This window comes from Streptomyces sp. NPDC015127 (assembly GCF_043080095.1).
In the GTDB taxonomy this organism is placed as follows: Bacteria; Actinomycetota; Actinomycetes; order Streptomycetales; family Streptomycetaceae; genus Streptomyces.
In genome coordinates this window covers 176495-191756 of the sequence record NZ_JBIBVE010000016.1, presented here as the reverse complement: position 1 = coordinate 191756, position 15262 = coordinate 176495, and the positions used below count along the sequence as shown (strand labels likewise).

Genomic DNA, 15262 nt, shown 5'->3' with positions numbered 1-15262 from the left:
CCTTGGATCAGCAGTTTGGAAGCCGCCGTATGCGGATGCCCGCTGAGGGGCGGTGGCGCCGGCCTGCGCGGGTCAGGGCTTTCCGCCGGCAGACGTCTCTTGGTCGTAGACACGCTGGTACTCAGCGACCGTGTCGCCGAACTGCCTGCCGCCAAGTTCCTCCAGGCGGCCGTCGCGGCGGTCAACAACGAGGGGCCCGGTCCCGATCCACCTGTCTCGAAGGCTCCCCGTCTGCACGTATCTGGAGCTCTGATACGTGAACTCCCACCCGAAGCGGTGCTCCTTCACTTTGATCACTACAGCGGTCACGCCCTCTTCCGGAGGGTACGGCTGCATCAGGGCGAGATGGGCGTCAACGATCTCTCGGGCTCGCACGGCTGTGATCACTGCGCGAGTCTACGGACGCAGCTGAGGTCGGCGGGGCGGCTTGGGGCGGGAGCTGCCATGGGGCGAGAGATCGTGGCTCCGTAGGCTCCCGGCGAGTCACACCCGCTTTAGGAGCGAGGTGGGGCGAGTTGGGCCTGGCCTGCGGGATGTCGACTTCGGCGTCTGCTGGCTGCGGCCAGCGGTGGCAACCGCAGTTCCCCGTGAGCGCCCGTCCCATCTGGCGCGGTTGTGGCACGGGGAACCTTCTGATCCCTAGCTCTAGCCGGATCGGTCAGCAACAGCCATACCGGCCGCTACGAGGCACTGGAGGGACGCTGTCGGACGGGGGCGGTTGCTGGGGTTGCGGTATGGCGCTGCTGTATGACCGACTGACCGATCGAGTTTCTGTCTCGTGGTGCCTGGCTGTGGGCGCTGCCCGTCCCCCGGTGCTCACGTACGGCGGCCGCGGTCAGCGGCCGCTCCAGCGCCAGCAGGACGCCTCCCGGCTGGTCGAGAACCATCCCATACCGGACCGACTGTTACGGCTTGCCGTGACCGTTCGCCGCAACCTGTGAAGGGTTGACTCGTCCGGCCTAGCTGATGATGCCCAGAAGACCGGCTTTACGGAGACTGGAGTCGGTGAATCGAGCTATGCCTGAACGACTCCCACGTTTCGGAGCAAGGTGCCGCCGCCCGGCCTAAATCTGCATGATTCCGCGTAGTGAGGCGACATGGCCAACGGCCCGCGCCGAAGGCTAGGAAGGCATCAATGAGTCCATCATTGAAAGATGAACCGGACGATGTTCCTCGCCGAGATAGGCGCAAAATTACACCCGAGCGAGCAACCATCATTGCGTCATTAATCGCACTGGTAGGCACGTTGGCGGGAATCCTGCTGCCACAGCTTCTCAGCTCCACAGAACCCACCCCTGAGCCGACTCCCACCCCAAAAGTGCCGGAGTCGTCCTATCACGCGACAGCCAGCCCGACTCCGGAGCCAATCGACAGATTGTCAGCGCTAGAGCTTGTCGACGTAAGCGCAACAGAACGCGGAGACGAGACTGTATTCCTGGACGTGAAGATTCGAAACATCGGCAGTAAAACTTCTGTCCTCAAGAGGGCAACTGCGATTGTCAGCGACTGGCGAACGATCGACGTCTGCCTTGAGGGAGCTCCCCTTCCGGTGTCCAGCACGTACAAGATGACCTTTCCGGAATCACCCAAGAATCGGAAATTCAACGTATCCACTGAAATGCATGACTCCCTCAGTCCGAACGAAGCGACCCGCGTAAGGATTGAAGTCGGGCTAGACGTCGAGAATCCAGACATTGACGCAATCATATTTCGGTTCACGCTTCAGCTCAATTTTGACGCGGAAGGGGAAATGAGATCTGATGCCATCTTCATCTCTCTCCCTGGGGAAGTCTCCCCTCCGAGCCATTGGGAGCAGTTGCGGAAGGACCCCGTGACGCAGGAATGCGCCGAGGCCAACCTGAAGAATCTGATGTATATGCTCGGCCTGCCCGGAAGGCGGAGCAAAGACCTTCAAGAGGTCACTGATGCTCTTTAGTGCTAGATATGCGGGACCGACCACGTCGAGCTGCTCGGTCTCAGTGGCATCCCGCTCGACCCCTGCCAAGGAATCGCACCGGGTGCTCCGCTCCGCCCTGACGGCTGCCTGCCGCGAGGAGCTGGTGACCCGCAACGTGGCGAGCCTCGTCGAGCCGCCCCGGGCCAAGTCCCGGGAGCTGGGCCCCTGGTCCCTCGACGAGACGCTGGACTTCCTCGCCGCCGCCCGTAGGGATCCGCCGTACGCCGCCTTCGTCCTCGCATCGCCATGGGCCTGCGGCGGGTTGAGCTTGTCGGTCTCCGCTGGATCGACGTCGACCTGGACAAGCGCGTGCTCTACGTCCGTCAGCAGACGCAGCGTCGGCGCGGCGTTCTGTATGACGACGACCCCAAGAGGCGCCGTCGTCGGGCTGTGCCGCTCCCGACCATGTGCATCGCCCCGCTCCGCTGGCACGGGATGCCAGGCCGCTGCCAAGCTGCGCGCGGGGGAGTCGTGGGACGAGGGCGGCTACGTCTTCGCCACCCGGAACGGCCGACCGGTCGAGCCGCGTAACGTGTGCCAGTCCGTCACCCGGGTCGCCGACTCCGCCGGCCTTCGCGTCGGCTGCACGCTGCCCGGCACGGCTGCGCCACCCTGCTCACCGCGGCCGGAGTCGCTCCTCGCGTCGTGATGGAGATCCTCGGACACAGTCAGATCAGCATCACCATGGACGTCTACACGCACGTCGTGCAGGACACGCAGCGTGAGGCGATCAGCCACATGGACCGGCTGCTCAAGAGGCGACCCGGCCGTGAACGACCGGCCCCTGGTGACGTCGAAGGCCCCGGACCGATCACCGGTCCGGGGCCGTTGCGCCGGTGCCCCCGGCAGGATTCGAACCTGCGACACCCGCTTTAGGAGAGCGGTGCTCTATCCCCTGAGCTACGAAGGCGGGGGGATCCCGTCAGGATCCGGCGCCTAGCCTAGCGGATAAGCTCTGCCGCTCGGCGGGATTCCCCTTTGGGCAGCTCACGCCGGTGCCGGCCATCCCCCGGCCACCACCTGGGCACGCCTTGACGCCGCACAGGGCGCCGCATAGCGTCGCCCCGGGACTGAGCGAGCGCTTAGAGAGGGGCGGGCCGTGTCACAGAGCGGGACGTCCGACGGCGTGCGGGACCGGCTCACCGCGCCCGGTGCGCCCTTCGCCGTCGTGCGCGGGGAGGACGGTGCGCTGCGGTACGCGTCCGGGCCGCGGACGCTGCGGGAGTTCGTCGAGGCCACGTGGGCGCATGGCGAGCGGCCGTTCCTGATCGCCGAGAGCCGGACGTACACGTACGGGGAGTTCTTCGCCGCCGCCTCCGCCCTCGCGTGCCGCTTCGTGGACGTCTACGGGCTGCGCCCCGGTGACCGGGCCGCCATCGCCATGCGCAATCACCCCGAGTGGCAGATCGCCTTCTGGGCGGCGCAGTTGGCCGGGCTCGTCGCCGTGCCGCTCAATGCCTGGTGGACCGAGGAGGAGCTCGCGTACGCGCTCGGCGACTGCACCCCGGCCGTGCTCCTCGTCGACGGCGAGCGGCTGCCCCGCGTCGAGGCGTGGCAGCGGGCGAACTGCGCCCGGACCGTCGTCTTCCACCACGACGGCGCGACCGGTGAAGGCGTCGAGCGGTACGAGGACTTCGACGCGCCCGACCCGTTCGCCGCGCCGCCCGCCGTGGACGTGGCGCCGGAGAGCGACGCCACCGTCATCTACACGTCCGGGACCACCGGCCGTGCCAAGGGCGCCGTCGCCACGCAGCTCGCGCAGGCCGGCGCCACCGTGCATCCGCGGTACCACGCCACCGTCTCGGCGCTCGGGCGCGGGCTGGTGCCGGGGCAGGGGGCGGCCCCCGTCTGCCTGATGACGTTCCCCTTCTTCCACGTCGCGGCGTTCACGACGCTCTACGCGATGATGGGCGTCGGCGGCACTCTCGTGCTGATGCGCAAGTGGGACGCGGGCCGGGCGCTCGCGCTCGTCCGGCGGCATCGGGTCACCCATTACTCCGGCGTGCCGACCACCGCGCTCCAGTTGCTGGACGCCGCCGAGCGGGCGGGCGCCGGGCTGGAGACGCTGACCAATCTGAGCACCGGCGGGGCCGCCGCCCCGCCCGGCCTGGTGGCGCGGCTGACGGCCGCGTACGGGCGGCGGATCGAGCCGCGCAACGGCTACGGGCTCACCGAGACCAGCGGGGGAGTGCTGGCGAATTTCGGCGACGCCTACCGCGCGCACCCCGGCAGCGTCGGCCGTCCCGCGCCCGCGGTCGAGGTCCGCGTCGCCGGGCCGGGCGGGGATCCGCTGCCCGAGGGCGAGGTCGGCGAACTGTGGCTGCGCGGTCAGGGTGTCGTACGGGGCTACTGGCGCGACGAGCGGGCGACCGCGGAGGCGTTCCACGAGGGCTGGTTCAGGACCGGGGACCTCGCGACCGTCCGCGACGGGCGGGTCAGTGTGGTCGACCGGATCAAGGACATGGTCGTCCGCGGCGGCGAGAACGTGTACTGCGTCGAAGTGGAAGGCGTTCTGCACGACCATCCCGATGTCGCCGACGCCGCCGTTCTCGGGGTGCCGCATCCGGTGCTCGGGGAGGAGGTCGCGGCCGTGGTGCGGCTGCGGCCCGGTGCCACGGCCGATGCGGAGGAACTGCGGGCGCACGTCGGCAAGGTGCTCGCCGCGTTCAAGGTGCCGGCGCACGTGGTGGTGCGCGACGAGCCGCTGCCGCGCAATCCGACGGGCAAGATCCTCAAGCGGGAGCTGAGGGAGGGGTTCGCCGCCGGGTGACCGGCGACATGGCACGGGAGCGCGTCACGAGCGGGTGATCCGCACGCGGTACCCGCCGCCCTCCTCCTCGCCCACCACCGAGATGCGCACGCCGTGCTCGCTGTCGGTGAAGGACTGGCCCGGCTGGTACGGCGCGTCGGACAGTTCCGCGTGGACGTTGGGGCTGCGCGTGCACCCGCCGCTGTCGAGTTCGCTGTCCGCCACCGTCACCGGGCCCCGGCCGGTGTCCACGCTGGACTTCACCCGGTAGATCAGTACGCCCGGCTCGCACACGGCGTCGTCGTTGCCCGCCTGGGCCCGTACCTCCACCGCGTAACCGCTGTCCTCGCTCAGCGGCACGACCGCCAGCTTCGAGCCGCCTGCCGTGGCGAGAGGCGTGAGCGCGTACTCCGCCGAGCCCGGCGCCGACGCGCAGCGGATCTGCTCGTTGTCGAGCCAGCCGAGCTTCCACTTGTGCCAGCCCAGCAGATCGTTGTTGGCGCCCCAGTCCTCGGACATGATGTCCCAGTGGCCGACTGCGCCTCCGCCCTCCGCGGTGTAGAGGTCGGGCAGGCCGAAGACATGGCCGTTCTCGTGCGGCAGGACCCGGTAGCCGGTCCGGGCGTACGATCCCGAGCCGTCGTCCTGGCGGCTGTAGACGAAGGACGTGTTGGCCAGCGGCACCCCGTCCGCGTACGGCGCCTCGTCGTTGCCGGAGAAGGTCACGGAGAGCACGGTGTCCAGGGCGGACGGGCCCGCGTTGGGGGTGACCAGCACGTTGACCAGGTCGTACCGGCTGAAGTCGACCCTCGAATCGGCGACCTCGATGAGGTCCTCGACGAGCTTGCGGTAGCCCGGCTCGTACGGCGAGCCGCGGTCTATCCCGTACGCAGCGAACGGCAGCGGCATCCGCAGCCAGTCGCTCACAGGGGCGTGGGGGCGGTAGCTGAGCCGGCCGTACGAGCTGGTGCTGAACCACTGGGAGGTCTGCGGGAAGAACTCCGCCAGCCGGTCGAGCGCCGAGCCCTCGCCCACCGCGTCCGAGAAGTCGATCATGAGGTTGAGGGCGCTGACCTCGCCCGTGGAGCGGGTGTAGCCGGGCGGGGTGGGCAGGCCCTCCGACATCTGCACGCCGGAGACCGAAGGAATGCGGCAGGGTCCGAGCCCCGGAGCGTCCGGAGCGGCCACCGGTCCCGCCGACGCCCGGGAGGGGGCGGGAATCGTGGAGCTCGCCGTGGTGAGCGCCGCGAAAGTGAGGGCGGCGAACGCGGCGAGTCCGCCGAGCCGGCGGTGGCTGCTCCGTGTGCGTATCCGGTGGCGGGGCTGCTGCATGCGTTCGCCTTCGGGTCCGCGGCAGCAGGCCGGGCCCTGGCTGCGCTCTGTCCGTCAGCCTGTGTCGGCCTCCGGCCGGGCGCGCGCCGGGTGGTCCGATCGTGGGTACTTCCCGATCCGCGGGTTCGACCCGGCGGAAGTGACTCAGGTCACGTCCAGGGCGGGAAATAACCGGGGAACCTTTCCCCGTTTGCACCGGTGTCCCCGCGAAACGGGGACGGGCTCCCCGTTTGTCGAGGCTCGTCGAGATTCGTCGAGGCCTGTCGAGCGGTCAGGGGCCGGACCCATCGACCATCCGGGAAGGAAGGGGAGCCGTGAGTCCCGCCGCCACCGAAACGCGCCGCACGCCGCGCCCTCGGGCCGACGCCCTGCGGAACCGCGAGCGGATCGTGTCGGCCGCGCGCGAGATGCTCGTCGAGTACGGACCCGAGGTCCCGCTGGACGAGATCGCCCGTCGCGCCGGGGTCGGCAACGCCACGCTCTACCGCCATTTCCCCGACCGTGCGGTGCTCGTACGCGAGGTCGTCATCTCCGTGATGTCCCGCACCACCGAGCGGGCGACGACCGCGACGGCCGATGAGGCCGACCCGTTCGCCGCCCTGCGCCGCTTCGTCCACGAGGCGGCCGACGAGCGCATCGGCGCCCTGTGCCCGATGCTCTCCGGAGCCTTCGACTCCGACCACCCGGACCTGCACGCCGGACGCGAGCGCCTGGAGGATGCCGTGCTCGGCCTCGTCGAGCGCGCCCAGTCGGCGGGCCGGATGCGCGGTGACGTCGCCGTCGGGGACCTGATGGTCGCCCTCTCCCAGCTCACCCGGCCCCTGCCGGGCACCGCGTGCCTGAACATGGACCGGTTCGTCCACCGTCATCTGCAGCTGTTCCTGGACGGCCTCGAAGCGCCGGCGCGCTCCGAACTGCCCGGCGCGGCCGCCACCCTCGAAGACCTGCGGAGCACCACGTGACGCCGTAGCGCCGATTCCGGTATCGCCGTCGCTTCGCGGCACCGCCGCGGAGACGGGGTGGCGGTGCCGGCCGGGCCCCGGCCCGACCGATGACTTATCCCCGCCTGGGGGGTCTCCATGCCGTGACCCTCCCACGCGGGCCTCCTGCCGACCTGACGCACCTCGTGTGACCTCTCGAACTCCTTAGGTGGCCAGACCCATGCCGAAAACGCCCGACATATCCCTTCCCGACCCGAGCCGCTGGAAAGCGCTCGTCTTCATCGCCCTCGCCCAGCTGATGGTGGTCCTCGACGCGACGATCGTGAACATCGCGCTCCCCACCGCCCAGCAGGACCTGGGTATTTCCGACGCCAATCGGCAGTGGGTCATCACGGCCTACGCCCTCGCCTTCGGCGGTCTGCTGCTCTTCGGCGGCCGCATCGCAGACCTGTGGGGCCGCAAGCGGACCTTCGTCGTCGGCCTGCTCGGCTTCGCCGCGGCCTCCGCGCTTGGCGGCGCGGCCACCGGCGAGGCGATGATGCTCGGCGCCCGCGCCCTGCAGGGCGTGTTCGGCGCGCTGCTCGCGCCCGCCGCGCTCTCGCTGCTCGCGGTGATGTTCACCGACGCCAAGGAGCGCGCCAAGGCGTTCGGCATCTACGGTGCCATCGCCGGTGGCGGTGGCGCGGTCGGTCTCATCCTCGGCGGCTTCCTCACCGAGTACCTGAACTGGCGCTGGACGTTCTTCGTCAACATCCCGTTCGCGATCGTCGCTGCCGTCGGCGCGTACCTCGTCATCCGCGAGCCGGAAGGCGCGCGCAACCGCTCGTCGCTGGACATCCCCGGCGTCGTCCTGTCCACCCTCGGACTGGTCGCGCTGGTCTACGGTTTCACGCGCGCCGAGTCCGCCGGCTGGTCCGACGGCCTGACCGTGACCATGTTCGTCGCCTCCGCGGCGCTGCTCGCCGCCTTCGTCGTCACGGAGGCGAATGTCAGCTCGCCGCTGCTGCCGCTGCGCGTCCTGACCGAGCGCAACCGCGGCGGTGTCTACCTCTCGCTGGGTCTCGCGGTCATCGCGATGTTCGGGCTCTTCCTCTTCCTGACGTTCTATCTGCAGGTCGTGAAGGGGTACTCCCCGGTCATGACCGGCTTCGCCTTCCTGCCGATGATCGCGGGCATGATCACGGGCTCGACCCAGATCGGCGCCCGGCTGATGACGCGTGTGCCGCCGCGACTGCTGATGGCCCCCGGCTTCGTCGTCGCCGCGATCGGCATGCTGATGCTGACTCAGCTGGAGATCGACAGCTCGTACGCGGGCCTGATCCTGCCGGCGCAGTTGCTGCTGGGGCTCGGCATGGGTACGGCCTTCATGCCGGCCATGTCCCTGTCCACGCACGGAGTGAACCCGGCCGACGCCGGTGTCGCCTCCGCGATGGTCAACACCTCGCAGCAGGTGGGCGGTGCGATCGGTACGGCGCTGCTGAACACGATCGCCGCGTCCGCCACGACCTCGTACATCACCTCGCACGCGGCCGGTGCGGCCGACCCGAAGCTGCTGGAGCTCCAGGGCATGGTGCACGGCTTCTCGTCCGCGATCTGGTGGGCGGTCGGCATCCTGGCCGTCTCGGCCGCCATCGCCGCCACGTTCATCAACTCCGGGCGCCCGGGGGCCGGTTCGGCCCCCGCGCGTTCGGACGAGGGGGACGGTGTCGAGGACGAGGTCAAGATCCCCGTCGTCGCGCACTGAGGCGGCGCGGGAGCCCGCGACGCCCGAGAGGTGACGTCGACGTCGAGAGGTGACGCACCGGGGCCGCGCGGCGGAGGCCGGAGAGCCGACGGTGCGCGGCCGAGGATACGGCAGGGGCCCGGCCCGGGTGATCGACCCGGGCCGGGCCCCTGGTCATGCCCGGGTGTCCTGCGTCCGCGTGTGTGTCCGGGCCGTGTCGGCGTGCGCGTGCGCGTGCGCGCCCGCGTCCGCGTACCTGTGCGCGTGGCCGTGCGGTCAGCGCAGCCAGGGCAGGTCCGCGCCCGTGTCCTGCGGCTGCAGTCCCTCGGCCAGCACCTGCATGATCTCGCCCAGCTGCCGCACCTGTTCGGGTGTGAGCCGGTCGAACATCGCCTGGCGCACCGCCTCCACATGCCCCGGCGCCGCGCGCTTGAGGACCTCGAAGCCCGCGTCCGTGAGGACGGCGTTCTGGCCCCGCCGGTCGGAGGGGCAGTCCTCGCGGCGGACCCAGCCGTTCTTCTCCAGCCGGGCTATGGCGTGCGAGAGCCGTGAGCGGGTGATCTTCGCGTCGATCGCGAGCTCGGTCATCCGGCGGCGCCGGTGCGGTGCCTGGGAGAGCTGGACGAGCAGCCCGTAGTACACGTGCGGCATGCCCGCGTCCCGCTGCAGCTGGCGGTCGAGATGGTCCTCGAAGAGAGTGGTGGCATGCAGGTAGGAACGCCAGACGCGCTGTTCTGCCTCGGTCAGCCAGCGCGGTTCGGAGTCGCTGTCGCCAGTGGATGCCCTGTTCATGTATCCCACTCTACGACCCTGTTCTTGAAAGTTGAACTAAATGGCTTCCGGGAGTAGAGTCGGGGCCTGAACTTGAAAGTTCAAGAAGATCGGGAGTCAGCCGCCATGAACGCCAGCCCCGTCGCGGAGCGCATGCCCGCCCTCTATCTGTCCCACGGCGCGCCGCCCCTCGCCGACGACCCGGTCTGGCCGGGCCAGCTCGCGGCCTGGTCGGCCGAGCTGCCGCGCCCTAAGGCCATCCTCGTCGTCTCCGCGCACTGGGAGGAGGCCCCGCTCGCGCTCGGCGCGACCGTGACCGTCCCTCTCGTCTACGACTTCTGGGGCTTCCCCGAGCACTACTACCGCGTCCGCTACGAGGCTCCCGGCGCTCCCGAACTGGCCCAGTCCGTCCGCATGTTGCTCCGCCGCGCCGGTACGCCGGTGCAGGACGTCCCGGACCGCGGCCTCGACCACGGCGCGTACGTACCGCTCGTGGAGATGTTCCCCGGCGCCGACATCCCCGTACTTCAGATCTCCATGCCGACGCTCGATCCCGCCAGGCTCCTGGAGATCGGGCGGCGGCTCGCCCCGCTGCGCGACGAGGGTGTACTGATCATCGGCAGCGGCTTCTTCACCCACAACCTGGCCGCCCTGCGGCACGGCGGGACGCCCGGCTGGTCGACGGAGTTCGACGACTGGGGGCGGCGGGCGCTGGCGGCCGCGGACGTGGACGCGCTGCTGGACTTCGAGAACAAGGCCCCCGCGGGCCGTATCGCCCACCCGCGCACCGAGCACTTCGCCCCGCTGTTCGTCACCCTGGGCGCCTCGCAGGACGAGCTCGGGACGGGCCGGAGCGTGATCGACGGCTTCTGGATGGGGCTGGCCAAGCGCTCCGTGCAGTTCGGCCGAGTGCCGGTGCGGTCCGGCTGAGGCGAGCCACCGGGCCGTCGAGCCGACGCCCGTCAGTTCAGGGGCTTCTCGAACCAGGCCACGTCCCAGTACCGGCCGAACTTGCGGCCCACCTGTTCGTACGTCCCGACATGCCGGAAGCCGAAGCGGGCGTGGAGCCGGATCGAGGGCTCGTTGGTCCCCCTGCCTTCGGCGGAGGTGCCCCCAGCGATGCCCGCATAGGCGCGGTGCACGTCCTCGCCCTCGAGCGCCGCGAAGAGCTCCTTGTAGAGGAGGGTGCCGATGCCGCGGCCGGTGGCTTCGGGGGCCAGGTAGACGCTGACCTCGACGGAGGTCGCATAGGCCGGCTTGGGGCGGAAGGGGCTGCTGGTGGCGTAGCCGAGGACGCCTCGTGCCGCATCCCGCGCAACCAGGAGGCGGTGCGGGCCGTCTTCAGGGTGGGAGTGCAGCCACGGACGGCGTTGTCCGGGGGTGAATTCCGTGGTGTCGAATGTGACGGCGGTCTCACGGACGTAGTGGTTGTAGATGTCGGTGAGTGCCGCGAGGTCGGCCTCCACGCCCGCCCTGACCTGCACGTCCCTGCGCTCCGGCGGCATCCGGTCCCTCCCCTCGGTGGCGGCACAGGGTACTGCATGATCGCGGAAATCGATGCACCTGATGGGAATTCTGTCCGGATTCCAGTCGTTGTTTCCTTCGGATGCAGGGCACCCGGGAGGGTGTCGTGACCTACTCAGCAAGGGAGCTCGCATGGCAACCCGTGCCGTCGCCCGTCGCCAGTCCGACGCTGGGAGCACGTCTCAGGTCTCCGGCTCCGGGGGTGGGACCGACAGGGCGAGCAGCGTTCGCGCCGTGGGCGGGGAGATCGCCGACCGCGACCTGGTCGGCATGTACCTGGACGAGATCGCGCGTACGCCACTGCTCGACGCCGCCAAGGAGGTCGAGCTGTCCCAGACCATCGAAGCGGGTGTGTACGCCCGCCAGATCCTCGACGGAACAGTGACATCAGCCGCTGCCGCGGCGGGGTCGGGCGAGGCCGGCGGAGCCACGCGTGAGGAGCTGGAGGCGCTGGCCGCTGCCGGTGAGCGCGCGAAGGACGTCTTCATCCGTTCCAACCTGCGCCTCGTGGTGGCCGTCGCCCGGCGTTATCCGCGCAGCGGACTGCCCCTGCTCGACCTGATCCAGGAGGGGAACGCGGGCCTGGTCCGCGCGGTCGAGAAGTTCGACTACGCGAAGGGCTTCAAGTTCTCGACGTACGCGACGTGGTGGATCCGCCAGGCGATCACCCGTTCCATCGCCGACCAGTCCCGCACCATCCGGCTCCCTGTCCACCTGGTGGAGGAGCTGGGCCGCATCCGGCGCGTCCAGCGCGAGTTCAACCGGGAGCACGGCCGCGAGCCGGAGGCCGCCGAGATCGCGGAGGAGCTGGGCTCCACGCCGGAGCGCATCACCGACGTCCTGGACTGGGCCCGCGACCCGGTCAGTCTGAACATGTCGGTGGACGACGCCGGCGAGACCCAGTTCGGCGATCTGCTGGAGGACACGTCGGCGGTGTCCCCGGAGCAGTCGGTGCTCACGCTGCTGCGCAGCGAGGAGCTCGACGACCTCATCGGCAGGCTCGACCACCGCACGGCCTCGATCATCCGTATGCGGTACGGCATCGAGGACGGCCGGGAGCGCACGCTGACGGAGGTCGGCAAGGAGCACGGCCTGACGCGTGAGCGGATCCGTCAGATCGAGAAGCACGCGCTGCTGGAGCTGAAGCGCATGGCCCGCGACACGGGCTTCGACGCGGCGGCGTAGGCATCGGCCGGGCCGCGCCTGCGCGCGGCCGAGGGCATATGGCGGACGATCCTGGCACCCACCAGGACCGTCCGCCGCCGCGTATCCGGAGCCGCGTGCTGCGTCTCTTGCGGGCCCGTCCGGTCTTTTCCGGGCCTGCCTGCTGGGCCGACCGGGGCCGCCCGGGCTCCTTTTCCGGTCCGCACGCTGGGGCCGGCGGGCAACCCGCCTCTCTTTGCGGCCCGCACGCTGGGGCCGAGGTCCCCCTCGGACGGCCCCCGCCGCGACCCCGTCAGGCCGTGGACCTCGTCAGGCGGGTCGCCAGGTCCGTCACGTAGTCGCGGAGCGGCTGCGGTCCGTGCACCGTGAACTCGCAGTCCACCAGCGCCAGGCGCAGCGCCAGCCACTCCACCGAGTCCGCCGAGCGCGTCCGCAGCCGGCACGTGTCCTCGCCCGTCGGGGCGGGCGCGCCCAGGTGCTCGGGCAGCCGGGCCGCGACGAAGGACGCCGGGGCGCGGAAGCTCACGTCCACCTCGTGCTCCTGCTGCTGACGCGACATGGAGTGGCTCAGCAGCTCTGCCGCGTCCCCCACCGGAGCCTCCCGCGGCGTGAACCGCGCCCCCGTGGCGAACGGCTCCGTCACCCGGTCCACCCGGAACGTGCGCCAGTCCTCGCGCTGGAGGTCGTACGCCACGAGGTACCACCGGCGCCCCGTCGACACGAGCCGGTACGGCTCGACCTGTCGTCGCGTCTCGGCGCCGTCGCCCGCGCGGTAGGCGAACCGCAGCCGCTCCCGCGCGGTGACCGTGCCCGCGATGACCGTCAGCGTGTGCGGATCGATCGTGGCGCCGTCGCCCCTGGTCAATGGGAGTGTCGCCGCCTGAAGCGTGGTCACGCGGTGCCGCAGCCGGGACGGGAGGACCTGTTCCAGTTTGGCCAGCGCCCGCACCGAGGCCTCCTCGATGCCTTCGATCGCGTGGCCCGCCCCCGCCCGCAGGCCGACCGCGATGGCCACCGCCTCCTCGTCGTCCAGCAGCAGGGGCGGCATCGCGGCGCCCGCGACCAGGCGGTATCCGCCGACCGCGCCCTTGGTCGCCTCAACCGGATATCCGAGGTCGCGCAGCCGGTCGATGTCGCGCCGGATCGTGCGCGGGGTGACCTCCAGGCGCTCGGCGAGCTCGCTGCCCGGCCATTCGCGCGGGGTCTGGAGGAGGGAGAGCAGATGCAGAAGTCGTGCCGGAGTGTCCGTCATGTTCTTCAGGGTGCTCCTCATCTAGGACATGATCTGACCTATATGGCCTCCAGAATCCTCGTATGAGTTCACAGCAGCCCGCCGTAACGGGTACGGCATCGGACCGCCGGCGATGGATCGCTCTCGCCATCGTCATGACCGCGGCCTTCATGGATCTGGTCGACGTCACCATCGTCAACATCGCGATCCCCAGCATCGAGCGGGACCTCGGCGCCTCGTTCGGTGCGATCCAGTGGATCACCGCGGGATACGCGCTCGCCTTCGCCGCCGGCCTGATCACGGGCGGTCGGCTCGGCGACATCTACGGCCGCAGGAAGCTGTTCCTGATCGGCATCACCGGATTCACGATCGCCTCTGCGCTCTGCGGGTTCGCACCGAACGAGGAGATGCTGGTCGCCTCCCGCCTGCTCCAGGGCACGGCCGCGGCCATGATGGTGCCCCAGGTCCTGTCGATCGTGCACGTCACCTTCCCGGCGCACGAACGCGGCAAGGTGTTCGGCCTGTTCGGCGCGGTCGTGGGCCTGGGAGCGGTCTCCGGTCCGCTGCTCGGCGCGCTGCTGACCCAGTGGGACCTCTTCGGCCTCGCCTGGCGCCCGATCTTCCTGATCAACCTTCCCGTCGGCATCGCCGGTCTGATCCTGGGCCGGAAGTTCATCACCGAGTCCCGCGCCCCGAAGGCGCTCCGGCTCGACCTCGTCGGCGTCGCCCTGGCCACCCTCGCCCTGCTGATGCTGATCTACCCGCTCACTCGGGGCCGTGAGCTGGACTGGCCGCTGTGGGGCCACCTGTGCATGGCGGCCAGCCTCCCGGTGTTCGCCGCCTTCGTGGCGTACGAGAGGTACAAGACCCGCAAGGACGGCTCCCCGCTGGTCGAGCTGTCGCTGTTCAAGGTGAAGAGCTTCGCCGCCGGTATCGCCGTACAGCTCACGTTCGGCGTCGTGCTGGGCATCTTCTTCCTGGTCTGGACGCTGTACATGCAGATCGGCCTCGGCTGGAGTCCGCTGAAGGCCGGTCTGACCGGGGTGCCGTTCTCGATCGCCGTCTCGGCGGCGGCCGGGATGTCGGTGCAGCTGCTGGTGCCGCGCTTCGGGCGGAAGGTGCTGCAGGCGGGCGCGGTGACGATGGCCGCCGGTCTGCTGATCTACATCTGGGAGGCCGACCGGTACGGCACCGCGATCGCCCCCTGGCAGATGACCCTGCCGCTGATCGTCATGGGCGCCGGCATGGGCCTGATCGTCGCGCCGCTCACCGACGCGGTGCTCTCGGAGGTGCCGCGCGAGCACGCGGGTTCGGCATCGGGTCTGATCAACACGACCGGACAGATGGGCAACGCGCTCGGACTCGGCCTCGTGTCGGTGGTCTTCTTCGGCACGATCGACGAGGAGCGGCTCGCGCCGGGCGCGACGGGCCGGGCGTTCGTGGAGGCTTTCCAGAACTCGCTGTGGTGGGTGGCCGCGGTGCTCGTCGCGATCTTCCTGGTGATGTTCGCGCTGCCGGCCCGGCCGAAGCAGCACCTGGAGGCGGGCGCGGCGGACGACGACGCGGAGCCGGTCGCGAAGGAGCGGCCGACCGGCGAGCCGGAGCCGGAGCCGGTGCTCGCGCGCTGACGCCGCCTGCCGGTCGGGGCTGCACGTTCCGGCGGGGCGTGGATCTCCGATCCCGCCCGGTCGGCCGCCCCGGAACACGACGATGCCCGCGCCACGACCTCGGTGGCACGGGCATCGCCATGCCCGGATGCCCGGATGCCCGGTTCCCCGAATGCCTGAGTGTGCCCGCCTGTGTGGCTCTCATTGCCCGAATCTGTTTACTTTGCGGAAATGCGGGCGTAGCCTGCCAAGGGAAACCACAG

The 15262-nt window shown here is 70.2% G+C and carries 12 protein-coding genes, 1 tRNA gene and 1 pseudogene; 8 read left to right on the top strand and 6 right to left on the bottom strand.

The window, feature by feature from the left end; genetic code table 11:
• Positions 1-72: 72 nt before the first annotated feature.
• A complete protein-coding gene (locus ACF08N_RS29365) occupies positions 73-387 on the bottom strand; it encodes a YrhB domain-containing protein (RefSeq protein WP_392327728.1) in 315 nt (104 codons plus the stop codon).
• A 988-nt stretch (positions 388-1375) separates the two neighbouring features.
• Between ACF08N_RS29365 and ACF08N_RS29360 the strand changes: the two genes are divergently transcribed.
• Together ACF08N_RS29360 and ACF08N_RS29355 are read left to right on the top strand one after the other, a co-directional pair.
• Complete coding sequence (locus tag ACF08N_RS29360; protein WP_392327727.1) at positions 1376-1936, top strand: hypothetical protein; 561 nt, start codon at positions 1376-1378, stop codon at positions 1934-1936.
• Between the two features lie 64 nt (positions 1937-2000).
• Positions 2001-2728 (top strand): annotated as a pseudogene (locus tag ACF08N_RS29355) (tyrosine-type recombinase/integrase); the annotation flags it as partial.
• 66 nt (positions 2729-2794) lie between these two features.
• Here ACF08N_RS29355 and ACF08N_RS29350 read toward each other — a convergent pair.
• Positions 2795-2867 (bottom strand) — tRNA-Arg (locus tag ACF08N_RS29350).
• 189 nt (positions 2868-3056) lie between these two features.
• On the opposite strand from ACF08N_RS29350, the gene ACF08N_RS29345 reads away from it, so the two are divergent.
• Complete coding sequence (locus ACF08N_RS29345) at positions 3057-4727, top strand: class I adenylate-forming enzyme family protein (RefSeq protein WP_392327726.1); 1671 nt, start codon at positions 3057-3059, stop codon at positions 4725-4727.
• 24 nt (positions 4728-4751) lie between these two features.
• On the opposite strand, the gene ACF08N_RS29340 is transcribed toward ACF08N_RS29345, so the two are convergent.
• Entirely contained in the window at positions 4752-6038 is a 1287-nt protein-coding gene (locus ACF08N_RS29340; RefSeq protein WP_392327725.1) for a M6 family metalloprotease domain-containing protein, read from the bottom strand.
• A gap of 314 nt (positions 6039-6352) precedes the next feature.
• On the opposite strand from ACF08N_RS29340, the gene ACF08N_RS29335 reads away from it, so the two are divergent.
• Together ACF08N_RS29335 and ACF08N_RS29330 are read left to right on the top strand one after the other, a co-directional pair.
• Positions 6353-7000 (top strand): TetR/AcrR family transcriptional regulator, encoded by a 648-nt coding sequence (locus ACF08N_RS29335; protein ID WP_392327724.1) that lies wholly within the window; start codon positions 6353-6355, stop codon positions 6998-7000.
• A gap of 199 nt (positions 7001-7199) precedes the next feature.
• On the top strand, positions 7200-8723 hold the full coding sequence (locus ACF08N_RS29330; protein WP_392327723.1) for an MFS transporter: 1524 nt from the start codon (positions 7200-7202) through the stop codon (positions 8721-8723).
• Between the two features lie 255 nt (positions 8724-8978).
• Here ACF08N_RS29330 and ACF08N_RS29325 read toward each other — a convergent pair whose 3' ends face one another.
• Positions 8979-9503, bottom strand: a complete 525-nt coding sequence (locus ACF08N_RS29325; RefSeq protein WP_392327722.1) for a MarR family winged helix-turn-helix transcriptional regulator — start codon at positions 9501-9503, stop codon at positions 8979-8981.
• A 96-nt stretch (positions 9504-9599) separates the two neighbouring features.
• On the opposite strand from ACF08N_RS29325, the gene ACF08N_RS29320 reads away from it, so the two are divergent.
• Complete coding sequence (locus ACF08N_RS29320) at positions 9600-10403, top strand: dioxygenase (protein ID WP_392327721.1); 804 nt, start codon at positions 9600-9602, stop codon at positions 10401-10403.
• A 32-nt stretch (positions 10404-10435) separates the two neighbouring features.
• Here the strand turns inward: ACF08N_RS29320 and ACF08N_RS29315 are convergent, their stop codons facing one another.
• Positions 10436-10978, bottom strand: coding sequence for a GNAT family N-acetyltransferase (locus ACF08N_RS29315; RefSeq protein ID WP_392327720.1), 543 nt, complete (start codon positions 10976-10978; stop codon positions 10436-10438).
• Positions 10979-11129: 151 nt separating this feature from the next.
• On the opposite strand from ACF08N_RS29315, the gene ACF08N_RS29310 reads away from it, so the two are divergent.
• Positions 11130-12182 carry an RNA polymerase sigma factor RpoD/SigA gene (locus ACF08N_RS29310; RefSeq protein ID WP_392327719.1) on the top strand — a complete coding sequence of 351 codons (1053 nt, stop codon included), beginning with the start codon at positions 11130-11132 and terminating at the stop codon, positions 12180-12182.
• 271 nt (positions 12183-12453) lie between these two features.
• On the opposite strand, the gene ACF08N_RS29305 is transcribed toward ACF08N_RS29310, so the two are convergent.
• Positions 12454-13413 (bottom strand): helix-turn-helix transcriptional regulator, encoded by a 960-nt coding sequence (locus ACF08N_RS29305; protein WP_392327754.1) that lies wholly within the window; start codon positions 13411-13413, stop codon positions 12454-12456.
• 62 nt (positions 13414-13475) lie between these two features.
• On the opposite strand from ACF08N_RS29305, the gene ACF08N_RS29300 reads away from it, so the two are divergent.
• Positions 13476-15020, top strand: a complete 1545-nt coding sequence (locus ACF08N_RS29300) for an MFS transporter (protein WP_392327718.1) — start codon at positions 13476-13478, stop codon at positions 15018-15020.
• Positions 15021-15262: the final 242 nt, after the last annotated feature.

Excerpts from the sequence above, each read along its gene's own strand:
- ACF08N_RS29340 (WP_392327725.1), bottom strand. The coding sequence starts at position 6,038 with ATGCAGCAGCCCCGCCACCGGATACGCACACGGAGCAGCCACCGCCGG.
- ACF08N_RS29310 (WP_392327719.1), top strand. The coding sequence starts at position 11,130 with ATGGCAACCCGTGCCGTCGCCCGTCGCCAGTCCGACGCTGGGAGCACG.
- ACF08N_RS29315 (WP_392327720.1), bottom strand. The coding sequence starts at position 10,978 with ATGCCGCCGGAGCGCAGGGACGTGCAGGTCAGGGCGGGCGTGGAGGCC.
- ACF08N_RS29300 (WP_392327718.1), top strand. The coding sequence starts at position 13,476 with ATGAGTTCACAGCAGCCCGCCGTAACGGGTACGGCATCGGACCGCCGG.
- ACF08N_RS29305 (WP_392327754.1), bottom strand. The coding sequence starts at position 13,413 with ATGACGGACACTCCGGCACGACTTCTGCATCTGCTCTCCCTCCTCCAG.
- ACF08N_RS29320 (WP_392327721.1), top strand. The coding sequence starts at position 9,600 with ATGAACGCCAGCCCCGTCGCGGAGCGCATGCCCGCCCTCTATCTGTCC.
- ACF08N_RS29330 (WP_392327723.1), top strand. The coding sequence starts at position 7,200 with ATGCCGAAAACGCCCGACATATCCCTTCCCGACCCGAGCCGCTGGAAA.